Here is a 17,536-nt window from a genome sequence, read left to right on the forward strand (position 1 = left end):
CAAGTAATGAATAATATTGGTCATCATTTTTTTTCATGAAACGTACCGTAAAGCAAAACCCCGGGTCTTGGGAGCCCGGGGTCAACTTTTGCGCCAAAAACAATCTTTAGTATGAGATCTAAAGTGTTCTGATCAGGCCACTTCAGCAGATTCGCCGATCGCCTGTTTGAGTTTTTTCATGGCGTTTTTTTCAAGCTGACGGATGCGCTCGGCAGACACGCCATAGGTATCCGCCAGTTCATGCAGCGTGGACTTCTGTTCGGCGAGCCAGCGACGCTGAAGAATATCGCGTGAACGATCGTCAAGCCGGGCCAGTGCGTCACGCAGTTGCTGCGACGAACGATCCTGCCAGTCGGACTCTTCGAGCGACAGTGCCGGATCAGAGCGGCCATCTTCCAGATACTGCGACGGAGACTGGTAGCTCTGCTCGTCATCCTCGCTGCCGGGGGCCGGGTCAAAACCGGCATCAAAGGCGGATAGACGACCTTCCATCTCACGCACTGCTTCGGGCTTGACGTCCAGATCCTGGGCGATGGCATCCACTTCGTCGTTGTTCAACCATGACAGGCGCTTCTTGGCGCTGCGCAGATTGAAAAACAGCTTGCGCTGCGCCTTGGTGGTCGCCACCTTGACGATGCGCCAGTTACGCAGCACGAATTCGTGGATCTCGGCCTTGATCCAGTGCACGGCGAAAGACACCAGCCGTACGCCCTGAGCCGGGTCAAAACGCTTGACGGCCTTCATCAGACCGACGTTGCCTTCCTGAATCAGATCCGCCTGCGGCAGACCATAACCGGAATAGCTGCGAGCAATGTGTACCACGAAACGAAGATGCGACATGACAAGACGACGGGCAGCTTCAATGTCACTGTCGGTGTGCAGACGTGTGGCGAGGTCTCGCTCCTCATCCACCGTCAGTACGGGAATACGGTTGACGGCCTGAATGTAGCCGTTCAGGTCATTGCCCGGCGAAAGATGACCGATAGGCTGAAGACTGGTACTCATGTTTAAACGGTCTCCCCTGGTCCCTGACTGGTAATTATCTACCATTATAGACCATGGTAAAGGTGCTTTGTTTCGCGCATAACGGCTTTTATCGGCCCGTTGTGTTCACGGCTTCAACGCGGGCTGATCTCTGCCAGATGGCGACTGACGGCAAGCCATGCGCCTATAAGTCCCAACATGGTACTACAGATCAGCAATAAAACCGATCCACCCAGCCCGATGCCCGGCAGGGTAAAATGACTGCCGAAACCGGAAGCCAGCATGTCGATGGGCGCCGACAGCCACCCTCTGCCCAGCGTCAAAAGGATCAGGGCCAGAATGCCGCCGCCAAGCCCGTACCAGACCCCCACATAAAGAAAGGGGCGTCGCACGAAGGCATGCGTCGCACCGATCAGGGTCACGACCTCGATCTCCTGACGTCGGCTTTCGACGGCCAGTCGAATGGTATTGCCCACGACCAGCAACACGCCCAGTGCGAATAGAGCGCCGAAGGCCATCACGATACGGCGCCCCAGCTCACCGAGCTGGCGCAGGCGCTCAAGCCAGGCCATATCCAGACGCGCATCAGCCACACCATCGAGTTTTCCGAGTCGCTCGGCCAGTGCCCGGGCGGCCTCCGGGTCACGCGAGCGCGGCTGTACCAGAATGGTTGCCGGCAGCGGATTATCATCGATCATGGCCAGAGCATCGGTCATCCCCAGACGCTGCTGAAAGCTCTCAAGCCCGGCAGCGGCCGTAATCAGCTCGGTCGAAGCGATGTCGGGATCCTGACGTACCCGATCGGTCACATCCATGGCCTGAGACTCCGACAGCGCCGGGTTCAGATAAAGCGTCATGCGAGCGCTGTCATCCAGATTGCTGTCCAGCAGCTGCGCGCTGCCCAGTGCCAGCCAGAGACTGGCCGGCAGCACCATCGCAATGGCAATCGCCATCATGGTCATGAAACTCGACAGCGGACGACGTCGCAGCCGATGCAGGCTGTCGACGGCCATCTGTTCATGATGGCGACGCCAGGCGCGCGAGCGGCTTTCAAAAGTGATCTGGTGGGAACGCGCCCCTCGACGCGGTTTGTCCCCCCCCGGAGCAGGGCGGCGTGGTGTCTGGCTCATGCAGCCTCCTCGTCACCGATCAATCGACCGTCACGCAGCTTGAGCACTCGATGCCTGAGCCGCGCAATCAGTGCCAGATCGTGACTGGCCAGCAAGACGGTCGTGCCAATGCGATTGAAGTCTTCAAAAAGGCGCATGATATCGGCCGACAGCTGCGGATCCAGGTTGCCCGTAGGCTCATCGGCCAGCAGCATGGCCGGCTTGGTCACCACCGCGCGGGCAATGCCGACACGCTGCTGCTCACCGCCTGAAAGCTCGATCGGCAGGGCCTTTTCGCGATGCAAAAGCCCGATCTTGTCCAGCGCCGCATGGACCCGGCGGCGAGCATCCTGAGGCGTGGCGCCCTGAATGACCAACGGCAGGGCCACGTTATCAAACACGCTGCGATCAAAGAGCAGCTGGTGGTTTTGATACACCACCCCGATCTGGCGCCGATAGAAGGGAATCTGTGAAATGTGAAGGCTGGTGATGTCATGACCGGCCACGACTATACGGCCCCGGGAAGGCCGCTCCAGCGCCATGAGAAGGCGCAGGACCGAACTTTTCCCGGCACCGGAGTGACCGGTGAGAAACACCATTTCACCACGCTGGACGGTGAAATTGAGATCGGCCAGCGCTTCGAAACGACCGCCATAGCGCTTGCCGACATGCGCAAACTCGATCATGGCCATGAGAAATCAGCTGCCTTCCCGGTCAAAGAGCGCTCCCACGAAATCCTCGGCCTCGAAGGGTCGCAGATCATCCAGCGTCTCCCCTACCCCGATATAGCGAATGGGGGTTCCAAGCTGCTTGGCAATGGCGAAGATGATGCCCCCCTTGGCCGTTCCGTCGAGTTTGGTCAGGGTAATCCCGGTCACGGGCACGGCCTGATTGAAGGTCTCTGCCTGCGAGATCGCGTTCTGCCCCGTCCCGGCATCGAGCACCAGCATGACCTCATGTGGCGCCTGGGCATCAAGGCGCGCCATGACGCGCTGCACCTTGCTGAGCTCATCCATGAGATGGCCCTTGTTGTGCAGCCGGCCAGCCGTATCGGCAATCAGGACATCAACACCGCGCGCCTTGGCTGCCGACACCGCATCATAGATGACGGAGGCACTGTCAGCGCCGGTGTGCTGGGCAATCACCGGCACATCATTGCGCTCGCCCCAGACCTGCAGCTGCTCGACGGCCGCTGCGCGGAAGGTATCGCCGGCGGCCAGCATGACGCTGCGGCCCTGACGCTGAAAGCGCTGGGTCAGCTTGCCGATCGTCGTGGTCTTGCCCACGCCGTTGACGCCCACCATCAGAATCACGAACGGACCTTCGCCCTTGGGCGGCAGGCGCAGCGGCTTCGCGACCGGCTCGAGCATTCTGGAGAGCTCTTCCTGGAGCGCCTTGTAAAGCGCATCGACATTTTTGAGCTCGCGCCGGGAGATGCGCTCCTCCAGATTCTCCATGATCTCGCTGGTCGCCGCGACGCCGACATCGGCCATCAGAAGCTGTGTTTCAAGCTCTTCGAGCAGATCATCGTCAATCTCCTTGTGGCCGAGCAGCAGCGTTGCCAGACCATCAGTAAGATTGGAGCGGGTCTTGCCAAGCCCCTGACGCATGCGCGAGAACCAGCCCTTTTTGGCGCTGGCGATTTCGCTTTGCTCATCGGCGGTTTCAGGCCCTGCCTCGATGGCGGTGTCATAGCGTCCTCGACGTGGCTTATCACGGCCGCGATTACGCGCAGGCGTTGTGACTTCCGACGCACTACCGGGCGCAATCTCTTCGGGAGAAGGCTCGGCAGGTGTCTCGCGCAGCGCTGTCACCTCGGGCGTCGGCCTTGTCGGTTCGGGCTCGGGCTCGTCCACCGGCTCAGGTTCAGACTCGACCACCGGTTCGGGCTCGGGCTCGACCACCGGCTCGGGCTCGATCACCGGTTCGGGTTCAGGCTCGACCACCGGCTTGGGTTCAGGCTCGATCACCGGCTCGGGTTCAGGCTCGACCACCGGCTCGGGTTCAGGCTCGACCACCGGTTCGGGTTCAGGCTCGACCACCGGCTCGGGTTCAGGCTCGATCACCGGTTCGGGCTCAGGATCGATCACCGGCTCGGGTTCGGGCTCGACCGCCGGCTCGGGTTCGGGCACATCCCGCGCCTCGACAGGCGGTTTTGAAGGTCTTTCTTTGGCGTCTTCGGCTTCAGGCGTCGGCGCCTGCTGCTCCAGTTGCTGCTGTTCTTCGCGATCCTGCTGATCGCGGCGCTGCTTCTTGCGCTTAAAAAAACCAAACATGGGCTATATCGTCGCGATTGATCCATCGGGAAAAGGCGGTCAGGCCGCCATTTGATACCGCATCCTACCACTCAAGCGCTGCTCGCCGGTACAATCCGTGTAACGTCATCCAGGGATGGCACATTCGCCACCGGTTACAGATTGACCCTTACCAACGAACTGACCGGCATTGTCAGCACATCTTCATCCATGGAGGCTTCAAGGGCACATGAGGCGACAGCGTCACGGCACTCAGGGACAGGATCAGAAGCCAGGCAGGGCGCGCTCGGGCAGCGGCCGTCTGCGGCTGATTGGCGGGCGCTTTCGAAGGCGCCTGCTGCCCGTGCTCGATCATCCGGGCCTGCGGCCTACTCCGGACCGCGTACGCGAGACGCTGTTTAACTGGCTGGCCACCGAGATCGACAGCCGAACCCGAGTGCTCGATCTGTTTGCCGGCACCGGCGCACTGGGGCTCGAGGCACTCTCCCGCGGCGCCGGAGAGGTACATTTCGTCGAAGCCGATCGTCAGGTCGCCCGTCAGATTGCCGAGAACCTGACAAGCCTCGAGGTGACGATGCCGGTTCACACTCAAAAGGCGCAGGCCTTTCTGGACACACGCCCCGTGGAACCCTTTCACCTGGTCTTTCTGGACCCACCCTTTCGACAGGATTTGATCACCGACTGCGCTCAGCGTCTTGAGCACGAAGGCTGGCTGAACGAGCACGCGCTGATTCATGTCGAAACCGAGGCCGGGCTGATTCCACAACTGCCCGCCGGCTGGCACCTGATCCGGGAGACCCGGGCCGGCGACAGCCACGCTCGGCTCTATCGACGTGAAAGCGCGCAATAACCCCGCCCGCCCTCTTGCCGCCGCGCGTCGGCGCGCGTAGTCTGGCCTGCGCGCGCGCCGGCACCCGTTCCGGGCCATGCAGGGCGGCACTTCGCCTTACTATCTGTATCAGGAGGACAGCATGAGCAATGAACTTTTCGAGCAGCTTGAACAGCGCGTCAACAGTGCCGTTGACACCATCGAGATGCAGCGCATGGAGCTTGAAGAACTGCGCCAGGAAAACGAGCGTCTGAAAAACGAACGCCAGCAGTGGGAAAGCCGTCTGGGTGGTCTTCTGGAGCGTTTCCGCGAGCTCGACGCCAATACGGCGCCCGAGACCACGGCCACCTCTGAAACACCGGCGACCAGCCCCTCCTGGTAAAGACTTGTCGGCGCCCTGCCTCAGTGCGTGAGAGGACGCGACATCAGTATCGCGTCCTCGCGACCGCCTGAGGCCTGCGGATAATAGCCCGTCCGGCGTCCATCCACCTTGAAGCCATAAAGAGCGTAGAGCGCCTGTGCCGCATCATTGCCAGCCCGCACTTCCAGAAGTATTCGCTCCCGCTCAAGCCGCACGCCATGCTCGATCATTGCCCTGATCAATTGACCCGCCAGCCCTCGGCGTCGATGTTCCGGGTCCACCGCAATCATTTCAAGCTCGAGATCAAACGGGCCTGACGAGACCACGGCAAAGGCCAGCAGTGCCCGCTTCTCGGGCTCGGTAACACCCATCACTCTATATTGCGGGTTACTGACCAGCGCTTCAAAGCACTCAACCGACCAGGCATCTTCCCCTCGCGCACGAACATCCAGCGCTGCCAGTGCCTCGGCATCCTTGATCGATTCAGGTGTCATCGTTTTCCCGTGTTTGTGTCGCTGCCTGCCACCAGCGCTGCCAATCGCCCATGTCTGCCCAGAGCGCCCGACGAGAAGATGCCGTCTCCAGCGACTCAAGCGCCGGCCCCTGCCAGAGCGGCAGTTCCAGAACGCGGCTTTGTCCATCGTGGACGTCCAGCACCTCTTCCAGCACGGGCAGCTGTCCAAAGAGCAGGAGCCGCTCGGGCGTCCATCCGCGTGCGCGACGCCCGGCCAGAAAGGCCTTGAAACCCTGGCGCGCCTCATCAAGCGCATCGTCGACCGGCAGCCCTTCCATCATGGGCCAGCCAAATCGCTGACAGGAAAGCGATGCAGAAGGCTCAACCCCGCCGGCCTGAAAAATGGCCTTGAGCAGCGTTTCCTCCTGAGCCGTCAGCGCCTCGTCACGGGCCAGCAGTACCAGCCAGCGACCATCCAGAGCGGCCACCTGTACTGCAAAGCGCAGTGGCTCATGAGGTGAGCCTGCCGGGGAGGACACGACATTACGGGGGGGCGTGTCGGTATCTTCGAGCACAGGTGCGGCCGCTGTCGACACCGACGCACTGTCGGCCGCCACATCATGCTTATCTCTGCCGTTGTCGAGCAGCGCCCTGACCGAACGTGCCGGCCGGCCAGCCTCCCGAGAGGGTGTTTCCGGTGCAGCTGGCGTGGGCATGGACGCCGATTCGGGATGATCGAACTCATCAATCAGGGCATGTAGACGCTGGTGGTGATCCTGTGGAACCTCATCATCAGTGACCGCTTCCACTTCCGGCAGGGACGATGGCAGCGCATTGGGCAAAGGATGGCGAGCCACCCATAGATGGATGCCCATGGCATCGAGATATTGTCGGCGCGCGCGCTCGGTTACCATGCGGCACATCCATTGACGGGATACAGTCTGAAAGGCCTTCCCATGAGGAAGGCCTGACGCCGGTCTCGATGGCTCAACATCTCGATGACACTAGGCGTCACCGCCACGGCAGTTAGGCGAATCGGGACGCTCATTGCCACGCGCCGCCCACTGCTCGGGGGTATAAAGATGCAGGGCGAGCGCATGAACCGGGCCTGCCAGCTCATCGGAAAGTGCGGCGTACACCTGCTGATGGCGCTTGACCGGCATCATGCCTTCGAACTGATCGGAAACCAGAGTCACCTTGAAATGCGTTTGTGAATTGGGCGGTACATGATGCTTGTGGCTTTCATTTTCGATGCTCAGCCACTGCGGCTCGAAAACGGCCAGCTTTTGCTCGATCAGCGCCGCAATGTCGGCACCTTCCAGCGTATCCACCGAAGAAATTGTCATGGGTTATCACCTCCGGCACGTCAGATATTGTCAGTGAGCATGCGTTACGTCACTGGCCGGTAGCCGCCTTGTCAGGCGACTGCCGGCGCAGCATGCGTATTCTTGAAGCCGAAAGTATCAGCGCCACAATGGCGGAAGCCATGCCCATCCACAGGGCCAGACTCACCGTGACCGCGCTGTCCCTCGTGGCATCCATTATTCCAGAAAGCACCAGTGCAACCAAGGCAGCGCCTACCGACTGTCCAAAGGTACGCACGCTGGCCAGCACGCCGGAGGCGCTGCCGCTACGGGCCTTGGGCAGTGACCCCATCATTTCACGGTTGTTGGGCGCCTGATAGAGGCCAAAGCCAAGACCGCACAGGGCACTGCGCCACAGAATATCCATCGTGGTGGGCTGATCCCCAGAAGTGCCAGCGCTGCAAGCCCTGCCATGAACAGCAAGAGTCCGGCCGAGGAGATGATCGGCGGACTGAAGCGGTCCGCCAGCCGGCCACCCAGTGGCGCACCGATCATGACACCCAGCGGCCAGGGCGTGAACAAAAAGGCAGACTCCAGCGGCGTATAGCCCTGCACGTTCTGAAACAGAAACGGCAGGCTGATAAACGCCATGCTCTGAGCCAGAAAGGAGAAAAATGATGTCATCACCGCCATGGTGAAGCGCGCTTCGCGAAAGATGACCAGCGGCAGCAGCGGATTATCGAAATGGCGCTGACGCCAGACAAAACCGGTTAGCGCCGCCACGCTTACCAACAGCAGTACCGGTACGGTCCCGGGCCCGGACATGTCGGCAATGCTGTCGAGCATGATGACAAAGCTTCCCAGACCCACGGCGGACAATACCGCGCCGAGCACGTCGAACCGATAGCGACTGCCCTGCTCCTGCGGCAGCGCCCGAGTCGCCAGCCAGACCGCAGCCAGACCAAAGGGCACATTGATCCAGAAAAGCCACTGCCAGCTGGCCACGGCGAGCACCAGCCCACCCAGCGCCGGACCACCGGCAACGGCCAGCGACACGGTCAATGCGGTCAACCCCATCGCCTGACCCAGCAGTCGAGTAGGAAAGATGACCCGGTACATCGAAGGCCCAATGCTCATCATGGCCGCTGACCCCAGCCCCTGAATGGCGCGAAAGACAATCAGCCAGCCCAGCGATGGCGACAGCGCACAGAGCACGGAGGTCACTACAAACGTAATCATGCCGCCGATATAAAGCCGGTACCGCCCGATACGGTAACCCAGCGCGGCAAAGGTCAGCATCGAGGCCGCCCCTACCAGCTGATAAACGTTGATGATCCAGACAGAAGCTGCAGAAGAGATGCCCAGCTCGTCGGCAATGGTGGGCAGGGCAATGTTGACGCTGTTGATGTTGAGTACCGCCATCAACGAGCCCGACATGAGGACCATCATGGCCAGAATACGCTGACGGGGAGGCAGGCCATCGTCACCTTCGCGCCAGGACAGTAATGCTTTCAAGAGGAGTTACCGGTAGTGCGGGACAGCGTATGAGCGAGGAAAGGAACCCGGCAAAAAAGCTTACACCGGCGTTCATGCCGGGCAAGCCTTGCGATCATGTCAGTCTGGACTGTCTAGACTTCATCGGTATCAAGCAGCAGATCGTTCTCGAAATCGCTCTGTTCAAGCGCCGCTTCTTCATCCATATCCACGCAGAGATAGCTGTGCTCGACGCGAAGGAAAAATTCAAAGGTGACTTCATTGATGTCCGGCCAGTGACGGGAATTTTCTTCCCAGGCAGACAGCTCGTTTTCAAGGATATCGGCAAAGCGTTCATGCAGGCAGGCCCGCAGCGCATCTTCCGTATCCATCTCGGGAATGAGGTAAATCGTGCTTTCGCGTTCGGCATCCTCGAGCGTGAGATCATCGTCCCCCTCGGTCGCCTCCAGCGAATTGATCCAGTCCACAAAGGCCTGTTTGGGACGCACGCTAAGTGCAGAGCGGTTCACCAGTTTCATGGCGACTCTCCCGGTTCGGGGCGGGTGGAAATCCTGTTCAAGCGACCAAGTATGGCCGCCCGGACGCGCCAACGCCATGATTCATCCGGCCATTGGCGCACATCGGGCGGCCAGCCCCTGTTGATCGCCGCGAATTACTCGGCTTCCGGACGCATGGCCGGGAACAGGAGCACATCACGAATCGACGGCGCATCGGCCAGCAACATCACCAGCCGATCAATGCCGATACCCTCACCTGCCGTCGGCGGCAGCCCGTATTCGAGCGCGCGCACGTAGTCGGCGTCATAGTACATCGCCTCAACGTCACCGGCGTCCTTCTCGGCCACCTGAGCGGCAAAACGTTCGGCCTGATCCTCGGCATCGTTGAGCTCGGAGAAGCCGTTGGCAATCTCGCGCCCGCCCACGAAGAACTCGAAACGATCGGTCACGAACGGATTGGCATCGTTGCGACGTGCCAGCGGACTGACCTCGGCCGGATATTCGGTGATAAAGGTCGGCCGCTCGAGACGATGCTCGGCCACTTCCTCAAAGATCTCGGTCTGCAGCTTGCCAAGGCCCCAGCCAGGTTTGACCTCGATGCCCAGACGCCCGGCAAGCGCCGTTGCGCGTTCAGGATCGTCCAGCTCGGCCGGCTCGATCCCTTCACCGTATTTCAGAATCGAGTCACGCAGGGTCAGACGATCAAACGGTTGAGAGAGATCAAACTCGGTGCCCTGGTAGTTGATCAGGGTCGTGCCCACCGCCTTCTCGGCGGCAAAGCGCACCAGCGACTCGGTCAGATCGATCAGGTCATGATAATCGGCATAGGCCCAGTAGAATTCGAGCATGGTGAATTCGGGGTTATGCCGGGTCGAGAGCCCTTCGTTGCGGAAGTTGCGGTTGATCTCGAAGACCCGCTCGAAGCCACCCACCACCAGACGCTTGAGATAAAGCTCAGGCGCGATGCGCAGATACATGTCGATATCCAGCGCGTTGTGATGCGTCACGAAGGGACGCGCCGTGGCGCCGCCCGGGATCGGCTGCAGCATCGGCGTTTCGACTTCCATGAAGTCACGCTCGATAAAGAACTGGCGAATGGCGCTGATGACGGCGGCACGAATGCGGAAGGTATCGCGCACTTCCGGGTTCATGATCAGATCCACATAGCGCTGACGATACCGCGCTTCCTGATCGGTCAGACCGTGGAACTTGTCCGGCAGCGGACGCAGGCTCTTGGTCAGAAGGCGTGCCGTCTCCATCATCACATAGAGATCACCCTTGCCGGACTTGTGCACCGGCCCCTGGCCAAAGACGATATCGCCGATGTCCCAGCCCTTGATGTCTTCCAGCACCTCGGCGGGCAGACCCTTTTTATCCACATAAAGCTGAATCTGGCCGGAGGCGTCCTGAATGACGATGAAGGGACCGCGCTTTCGCATGATGCGCCCGGCGACCGCCGCCTGACGCCCCAGCGACTCGAGCGCTTCCTTGTCATGTTCGCCAAGCTCTGCCTGCAGATCTGCCGCGAGGCTGTCGCGACGCAGATCATTGGGAAAGGCGCTGCCGCCGTGGGCAACGGCCTTTTCACGGCGAGCGGCAAGCTTTGCCCGCCGCTCGGCGATCAGATGGTTCTCTTCGTGTTCGCTGCCTGCCTGCTGATCCTGATTCGCCATTACCTTGCCTATTGAAAATAACCGTCAATGGCAGGCTCGTGACAGCCTGCGGTTCATATCTGAAACGCACGATACCGCCAGCGAGCCTGCCGGTCGGAAGTCGTCTCTTGAAAACGTTTCTTCCGATCAAAGCCCCTGCTTGAGACTGGCCTCGATGAACTGATCCAGGTCGCCATCAAGCACACGCTCACAGTTGCTGGTCTGCACGCCGGTGCGCAGATCCTTGATGCGCTGATCATCCAGCACATAGGAGCGGATCTGACTGCCCCAGCCGATGTCGGACTTGGAGTCCTCGGCCTTTTGCTTCTCGGCGTTGCGCTTTTGCATCTCAAGCTCCCAGAGCTTGGCCTTGAGCTGCTTCATCGCAAAGTCGCGGTTGGCATGCTGGCTACGCTGGGTCTGGCACGAGACCACCACGCCGCTCGGTTCGTGGGTGATACGCACGGCCGAGTCGGTCGTGTTGACGTGCTGACCGCCCGCCCCCGAGGAGCGATAGGTGTCCACGCGCAGATCCGCCGGATTGATCTCGACCTCGAAGCTGTCATCGATCTCGGGAGAGAGAAAGACCGAAGCAAACGAGGTATGGCGGCGGCCGCCCGAGTCAAACGGGCTCTTTCTGACCAGCCGGTGAACGCCGGTTTCGGTGCGCAGCCAGCCAAAGGCGTATTCGCCCTGAACGTGAATGGTGGCCGACTTGATACCGGCCACGTCACCGGCAGAAATTTCGGTGATTTCTGCCTTGAAACCGTGATGCTCGGCCCAGCGCAGATACATGCGCAGCAGGATGTTGGCCCAGTCCTGCGCCTCGGTGCCGCCGGAGCCGGCCTGGATATCCATGTAGGCGTTGTTGGGGTCCATTTCGCCGGCAAACATGCGACGAAATTCGAGCTTGGCCAGCTGCGCCTCGAAGCGGTCAAGGTCCTGGCGAATCTCTGCCACGGTGTCCTCGTCGTCTTCCATCTGCGCCAGCTCATAAAGCTCGCCGTTGTCACGCACGCCGCTTTCCAGCGCGTCCAGCGTGGTCACGATATCTTCAAGCTGCGCCCGCTCACGCCCCAGTTTCTGGGCATGCTCCGGATCGTTCCAGACGTTGGGATTTTCCAGCTCGCGCGTTACTTCCTCGAGGCGGTCCTTGCGTTCGGCATAGTCAAAGATACCCCCTCAGGACGTCTGTCCGTTCGGACAGGTCCTTGAGGATATGATGAATGGGGGTCAATTCCTGCATGGTATCTCGCTCGGACAGGACGACGGCGCTAGAGCGCCGACATCGCATGAGAGTTGAAAAACAAGGGGCGTTATTGTAGCCAAAGCACGACCTGCCCGTCACCCGCCGCCCGCGCCTTATCCGGTCAAGGGAATAAAAATGTCAAAAATGGTTATATACCCTGCTTTGACACTTCTGCCCCGGGCTGTGATCTTTCAGACACGCACCTTTTACGCGTTGACAATAAAACCTTCAGGGAACCGTCATGAAAAAAGTAACGCTTTCACTGCTGGGCGCCGCCGGCCTGTCGCTGGGTGCGCCGCTGGCCATCGCTGCCACGCTCAATGTCGGCATCAGCGGTGACCCGGCCTCGCTGGACCCGGCCCGCGTCACCGGCGGCGTATGGGAAGAGGATGTGTTGCGTGACATCTTCGAGGGGCTGATCGCCATTGACGCCCAGGGACAGATCATTCCGGGTGTGGCGAAATCCTGGGAAGTCAGCGATGACGGCAGGACCTATACCTTCCATCTACGTGAGGACGCCCGCTGGTCGGACGGCGAGTCGGTCACCGCCGACGACTTCGTCTATGCCCTGCGCTATCAGGTCAACCCGACCACAGCCTCCAATTACGCCCACCGCCTTTATCCGGTGGTCAACGCCCAGAAGATCAACGCCGGTGAGGCCAAACCCGAGACGCTGGGCGTGGAAAGTCGTGATGACGGCAAAACGCTGGTCATTCAGCTATCCGAGCCGGCCGCCTATTTTCTCAAGACGCTGGTGCTGCCATTTGGCTACCCGATCCCCGAGCATGTCGTGGCAGACAAGGGTGAAAAATGGAGCCGACCGGAAAACATTGTGGTCAACGGTGCCTTCAAGCCGGTGCGCTGGATTTCCAACACCGAGCTCGACACGGTCAAGAATGATGAATTCCACGATGCCGATGAAGTCACGCTCGACGGGGTGAACTACTACCCCATCGAGGACAAGAATGCCGGAATCTCGCGTTTTCAGGCCGGCGAACTCGATATCCTGCGAGACTTCCCCGCCGCGCGCTATCAGTGGCTTGAGCAGCAGATCCCGGATGCTGTAAAGATTACGCCATCGCTGGGCAGCTATTACTACGTCTTCAACCTGCGTGACGGCTCCCCGGTCGCCGACAAGCGCGTGCGCGAGGCACTCTCGCTGGCCATTCGTCGCGATGTCATCAGCGAGAAGCTGCTCGATGGCGCGGTGACGCCGGCCACCTCGCTGGTACCACCCGGCGTCAGCCATTACACCCCGGCCTCCCAGCCCGGCCTGGATGACGACATGGACACGCGCATGAGCCGTGCTCATGAACTCATGAAGGCAGCAGGATTTAGTCCGGACAAGCCGCTTGATCTGACCCTGCGCTACAACTCCGGTGATGAGCATCAGCGCATTGCCGTGGCGGTTGCCGCCATGTGGAAGCCGCTGGGCGTCAACGTCGAAATGCGCAACAGTGAAGCCAACGTGCACTACTCGGATCTGATGCAGGGTGATTTTCAGGTGGCACGTGCCGCGTGGATCTCAAGCTATGACGATGCGCAGAACTTCCTGCAACTGCTGTCGGCGGCCACCAACAACTACGGTGACTACCAGAACCCCGAGTATAGTCAGCTGATCATGCAATCCGACCGCGAACTCGACGCCGACAAGCGTCGTGACATGATGCAGCGCGCCGAGGCCATGGCACTGGCTGACTATCCGCTGGCGCCGATCTACACCTACGCCGCGCGCAACCTGGTCAAGCCTTCGCTTTCCGGCTGGGACAACAACGCGCTCGACATGCACGCCTCACGCTGGATTTCGGTGCAACCGTCCCAATAAGCGTTTTTCAGTAGCCCCACGGCCCTCGAAGTCGACCCATATTCGACGTCGAGGGCCATCATGCCCGCCCTCGACGCTCGGCTTTTCTTCGCATCGCCTCCCCGAATCAAATTTCACACTTGAACAATTGGTCAACTCTGGACACATCCGCTGACGCGGAGTAAGTTCACAAAATCGTCATAAGCGATATTAAAGCTCGCGCCGCTATCCCGGTTCGCGATAGCGATAACAACAATGCCAATATTGTCAGGAACCTCCATGCCATCGATTCGTCCGCTGCTGGGCGCTATTGCGCTGTCATCCGCTTTTCTTGCCTCCCCGCTTTACGCACAGACTCTCAATATCGGTATTACAGGCGAGCCCGCCTCGCTGGACATCTCTCAGGTCAGTGGTGGGGTATGGGAAAGTGACGTATTAAAGGATATCTACGAAGGCCTTCTTACACAGGACCCTGAAGGTCACCGGATTCCGGGGGTGGCCAAATCCTGGGAGGTCAGTGATGACGGCAGAACCTACACCTTCCACCTGCGCGATGATGCGAAATGGTCGGACGGAAAGCCGGTCACGGCCGAGGATTTCGTGTTTGGCTGGCAGCACATGCTTGACCCCGCCAGCGCCTCCAAATACGCCTACATGCTCTATCCGGTCAAAAATGCCGAAGCGGTTAACACCGGCAAGATGTCGGCAGATCAGCTTGGCGTGGAATCCCTCGATGACGGCAAAACCTTTCGCGTCACACTCACAGAGGCAGCGCCCTATTTTCTCGGTATCCTGACCCACTACACAGCCTTCCCGGTACCCAAGCACGTGTATGATCAGTACGGCAAGCAGTGGACACAGATGGATCATATCCAGACCAACGGCGCCTACAAGCCGACCAACTGGGTCTCTCACGATCACATCACGGCCGAGAAAAACCCCGAGTTTCACGATGCCGCCAACGTGGCCATCGACACCATCAATTATTATCCGACCGAAGATCGCAATGCCGGCGTCTCACGTTTCCGGGCCGGTGAACTTGATGTCATGCGTGCGTACGACTCGGACCGCTATCAGTGGCTCAAGGAAAATCTGCCGGAGGCCACGCACATGAGTCCGTTTCTGGGCTCCTATTACTACGTGCTGAACCATCGTGACGGCCATCCGACTGCCGATATCCGTGTGCGTGAGGCGCTCAACCTGGCGGTACGCCGCGAAGTCATGTCCAAACAGATCATGGACAACACCTTTCTGCCGGCCTATGCGCTCGTGCCACCGGGCACCAATCACTACGAGACGCAGCACATGACGCTCGACGGTGACGACATGAATGCCCGCCTGGCCGAAGCCAAAAAACTGATGAAGGAAGCCGGCTACGGACCCGACAAGCCGCTCAACCTGCGCCTGCGCTACAACTCAAGCGACGAGCATAAAAAGATTGCCGTGGCACTTGCCGCCATGTGGAAGCCGCTGGGGGTCAACGTGCAGATGATCAACTCCGAGGCGACGGTGCACTATCAGTCCATTGCCAACGGCGATTTTGATGTGGCGCGTGCCGGCTGGGTCGCCGACTATGATGATGCCGAAAACTTCCTGACCCTGTTGCATACCGGAGTGGGCAACAACTACGGCGCCTATTCCAATCCCGAGTACGACAAACTGCTCGACCAGGCCAACGTCACGCTGGACGAAGACAAGCGTGCCAGCCTGATGCAGCAGGCCGAGCAGATTGCGCTCGGTGACTACGCCCTGGTACCGCTTTTGACCTATGTCACCCGTAATCTGGTTAATCCGGAGCTTCAGGGCTGGAAGGACAACGTGCAGGACGATCACCCTTCTCGCTGGGTCAGCTTCAAGAAATAACCGCCTGGTGGCGGCATCCCGATGATGCCGCCCGTTTTTGACGTGCTCGGGAATCCTTCATCATGACCAGGTGTCTTTTTAAAAGCCTTGGCGCAGCCGCGTTGCTCGCCTGCCCTCTGCTTGCCTCTCCGCTGTCAGCCCAGGCGGCCACCCTGGATATCGGTATTTATGGCGAACCGGCCTCGCTGGACGCCGCCCGCGTCACCGGCGCCGTCTATGACAATGACGTGCTGGGCGATCTGTTCGAGGGGCTGGTAACGCTGGCGCCCGACGGCGATTACGAACCGGGGGTGGCCACTGACTGGTCGGTCTCCGATAACGGCATGACCTGGACCTTCACACTACGCGATGACGCGCGCTGGTCGGACGGCGAACCGGTCACTGCCGGGGATTTTGTACTCGCCTTTCAGCGAGCGCTCGACCCGGAGATTGCCTCGGTCTATGCCAACCTGCTTTATCCGATCAAAAACGCGGCTGCCATCAACCGTGGCGACGCCGAGGTGGCCTCACTGGGCGCCCGGGCCGTGAACGAACAGCAGCTCGAAGTAACGCTCGAGCAGCCCACGCCCTACCTTCCGACCCTGATGGCGCACATTATCGCCGCCCCGGTGCCGGCTCATGTGGTGAAGGAGTACGGTAACGACTGGACGCAGATGTCGCACATCGTCACCAATGGCGCCTTCATGCCCAGTCGCTGGGTATCGCATGACCACATCGAGACGGTCAGGAATCCGCAGTTTCACGATGCCGAAAGCGTTGACCTTGATGGCGTCAACTACCATCTGGTCGAGAACCTCAATACCGGTCTATCGCGCTTTCGCAGTGGTGACCTGGACGTGATGCGGGACTTCGACGCCAGCCGCTATCAGTGGCTCAAGGAAAATCTGGGCGACGCCGTTCACCTGCACAACCAGCTTTCAACCTACTACTACGCGCTCAACAATCGCGACGATCATCCCACCAGCGACGTGCGCGTTCGCGAGGCCCTCAATCTGGCGCTGCGACGCGACATCATCACCCAGAAAGTGCTGCAGGGCGCGGCCAATCCCACCAGCTCGCTGGTCCCCGCCGGTACTGCGCATTATGACGTGCAGACCATGCCGGGCGTTGATGCGCCCATGGAGACGAGGCTTGAGAAGGCTCAGGCGCTGTTAAAGGAGGCCGGCTATGGCCCTGAGCATCCGCTCAATCTGCGCCTGCGCTTTAACTCCCGCGATGATCATCGGCGTATCGCCGTCGCGGCGGCTGCCATGTGGAAGCCGCTGGGCGTCAACATCGAGATGGTCAACGCCGAAGCCAATGTGCACTACGCCGAAATTGCCCGTGGCGATTTCGATATTGCCCGTGCCAGCTGGGTGGCCGATTTTGATGACGCCAGCAATTTCCTGGGCATTCTCGCCTCGGGCAATGTCAAGAACTACGGCGGCTATCACAGCGCCGAGTTCGACCAGCTGCTGGTGCAGGCTGCCGCGCAGCCCGATCAGGACAAGCGTCAGCAGCTACTGGAACAGGCCGAACGTCAGGCACTGGGCGATTACGCCATGGCACCGATTTATGCCGATGCTGCACGTAACCTGGTCAATCCGGACATGACTGGCTGGGAAGACAACGCCATCAACCGTCATCTGTCCCGCTGGATCAGCCTCGAGCCGTAAACCGCCATGCAACGCAGGCGCGTGCC

At 60.1% G+C, this 17,536-nt stretch carries 17 protein-coding genes; 5 read left to right on the plus strand and 12 right to left on the minus strand.

Going from position 1 to position 17,536, the window contains the following annotated elements; genetic code table 11:
* Positions 1 to 132: 132 nt before the first annotated feature.
* From rpoH to ftsY, 4 genes are all read right to left on the minus strand, one after another.
* Positions 133 to 1,005, minus strand: a complete 873-nt coding sequence (gene rpoH / locus B9G99_RS02880; RefSeq protein WP_086620674.1) for an RNA polymerase sigma factor RpoH — start codon at positions 1,003 to 1,005, stop codon at positions 133 to 135.
* A gap of 113 nt (positions 1,006 to 1,118) precedes the next feature.
* A complete protein-coding gene (gene ftsX / locus B9G99_RS02885) occupies positions 1,119 to 2,114 on the minus strand; it encodes a permease-like cell division protein FtsX (protein WP_086620675.1) in 996 nt (331 codons plus the stop codon).
* Positions 2,111 to 2,779, minus strand: coding sequence for a cell division ATP-binding protein FtsE (gene ftsE, locus B9G99_RS02890; protein WP_086623246.1), 669 nt, complete (start codon positions 2,777 to 2,779; stop codon positions 2,111 to 2,113). The genes ftsX and ftsE overlap by 4 nt, the downstream gene beginning before the upstream one ends.
* A gap of 12 nt (positions 2,780 to 2,791) precedes the next feature.
* Positions 2,792 to 4,369, minus strand: a complete 1,578-nt coding sequence (ftsY, locus tag B9G99_RS02895) for a signal recognition particle-docking protein FtsY (protein WP_086620676.1) — start codon at positions 4,367 to 4,369, stop codon at positions 2,792 to 2,794.
* 208 nt (positions 4,370 to 4,577) lie between these two features.
* Between ftsY and rsmD the strand changes: the two genes are divergently transcribed.
* Positions 4,578 to 5,198 (plus strand): 16S rRNA (guanine(966)-N(2))-methyltransferase RsmD, encoded by a 621-nt coding sequence (gene rsmD, locus B9G99_RS02900; RefSeq protein ID WP_086620677.1) that lies wholly within the window; start codon positions 4,578 to 4,580, stop codon positions 5,196 to 5,198.
* 121 nt (positions 5,199 to 5,319) lie between these two features.
* On the plus strand, positions 5,320 to 5,559 hold the full coding sequence (locus tag B9G99_RS02905) for a cell division protein ZapB (RefSeq protein ID WP_086620678.1): 240 nt from the start codon (positions 5,320 to 5,322) through the stop codon (positions 5,557 to 5,559).
* Positions 5,560 to 5,579: 20 nt separating this feature from the next.
* Here the strand turns inward: B9G99_RS02905 and B9G99_RS16815 are convergent, their stop codons facing one another.
* The 8 genes from B9G99_RS16815 to prfB all read right to left on the minus strand — a co-directional run bounded on the left by B9G99_RS16815 (position 5,580) and on the right by prfB (position 12,185).
* Entirely contained in the window at positions 5,580 to 6,032 is a 453-nt protein-coding gene (locus B9G99_RS16815; RefSeq protein ID WP_158521430.1) for a GNAT family N-acetyltransferase, read from the minus strand.
* Positions 6,022 to 6,906, minus strand: coding sequence for a hypothetical protein (locus tag B9G99_RS16820; RefSeq protein WP_158521431.1), 885 nt, complete (start codon positions 6,904 to 6,906; stop codon positions 6,022 to 6,024). Before B9G99_RS16820 ends, B9G99_RS16815 begins: the two co-directional genes overlap by 11 nt.
* Positions 6,907 to 6,996: 90 nt before the next feature.
* Complete coding sequence (locus tag B9G99_RS02915; RefSeq protein ID WP_086620680.1) at positions 6,997 to 7,338, minus strand: BolA family protein; 342 nt, start codon at positions 7,336 to 7,338, stop codon at positions 6,997 to 6,999.
* A gap of 49 nt (positions 7,339 to 7,387) precedes the next feature.
* Positions 7,388 to 7,723 carry an MFS transporter gene (locus B9G99_RS16900; protein WP_227875903.1) on the minus strand — a complete coding sequence of 112 codons (336 nt, stop codon included), beginning with the start codon at positions 7,721 to 7,723 and terminating at the stop codon, positions 7,388 to 7,390.
* Entirely contained in the window at positions 7,648 to 8,811 is a 1,164-nt protein-coding gene (locus B9G99_RS02920) for an MFS transporter (protein ID WP_227875904.1), read from the minus strand. The genes B9G99_RS16900 and B9G99_RS02920 overlap by 76 nt, the downstream gene beginning before the upstream one ends.
* 113 nt (positions 8,812 to 8,924) lie before the next feature.
* A complete protein-coding gene (locus B9G99_RS02925; RefSeq protein WP_086620681.1) occupies positions 8,925 to 9,308 on the minus strand; it encodes a hypothetical protein in 384 nt (127 codons plus the stop codon).
* A gap of 134 nt (positions 9,309 to 9,442) precedes the next feature.
* Complete coding sequence (gene lysS / locus B9G99_RS02930) at positions 9,443 to 10,960, minus strand: lysine--tRNA ligase (RefSeq protein ID WP_086620682.1); 1,518 nt, start codon at positions 10,958 to 10,960, stop codon at positions 9,443 to 9,445.
* 126 nt (positions 10,961 to 11,086) lie between these two features.
* A protein-coding gene (prfB, locus tag B9G99_RS02935; protein WP_115504158.1) for a peptide chain release factor 2 occupies positions 11,087 to 12,185 on the minus strand; the annotation gives its coding sequence in 2 pieces (ribosomal slippage) (positions 11,087 to 12,109 and positions 12,111 to 12,185; 1,098 coding nt in all).
* A 244-nt stretch (positions 12,186 to 12,429) separates the two neighbouring features.
* Here prfB and B9G99_RS02940 point away from each other — a divergent pair.
* The 3 genes from B9G99_RS02940 to B9G99_RS02950 all read left to right on the plus strand — a co-directional run bounded on the left by B9G99_RS02940 (position 12,430) and on the right by B9G99_RS02950 (position 17,510).
* The gene (locus B9G99_RS02940) at positions 12,430 to 14,013 is read left to right on the plus strand and encodes a peptide ABC transporter substrate-binding protein (RefSeq protein ID WP_086620683.1); all 1,584 of its coding nucleotides are present in this window, start codon (positions 12,430 to 12,432) and stop codon (positions 14,011 to 14,013) included.
* Positions 14,014 to 14,271: 258 nt separating this feature from the next.
* Positions 14,272 to 15,855: a peptide ABC transporter substrate-binding protein gene (locus tag B9G99_RS02945; RefSeq protein WP_086620684.1), complete on the plus strand. Its 1,584-nt coding sequence runs from the start codon at positions 14,272 to 14,274 to the stop codon at positions 15,853 to 15,855.
* A 62-nt stretch (positions 15,856 to 15,917) separates the two neighbouring features.
* Positions 15,918 to 17,510, plus strand: coding sequence for a peptide ABC transporter substrate-binding protein (locus tag B9G99_RS02950; RefSeq protein WP_086620685.1), 1,593 nt, complete (start codon positions 15,918 to 15,920; stop codon positions 17,508 to 17,510).
* The last annotated feature ends 26 nt before the right edge of the window (positions 17,511 to 17,536 follow it).

Origin of the sequence: Kushneria konosiri (assembly GCF_002155145.1) — a bacterium.
In the GTDB taxonomy this organism is placed as follows: domain Bacteria; phylum Pseudomonadota; class Gammaproteobacteria; order Pseudomonadales; family Halomonadaceae; genus Kushneria; species Kushneria konosiri.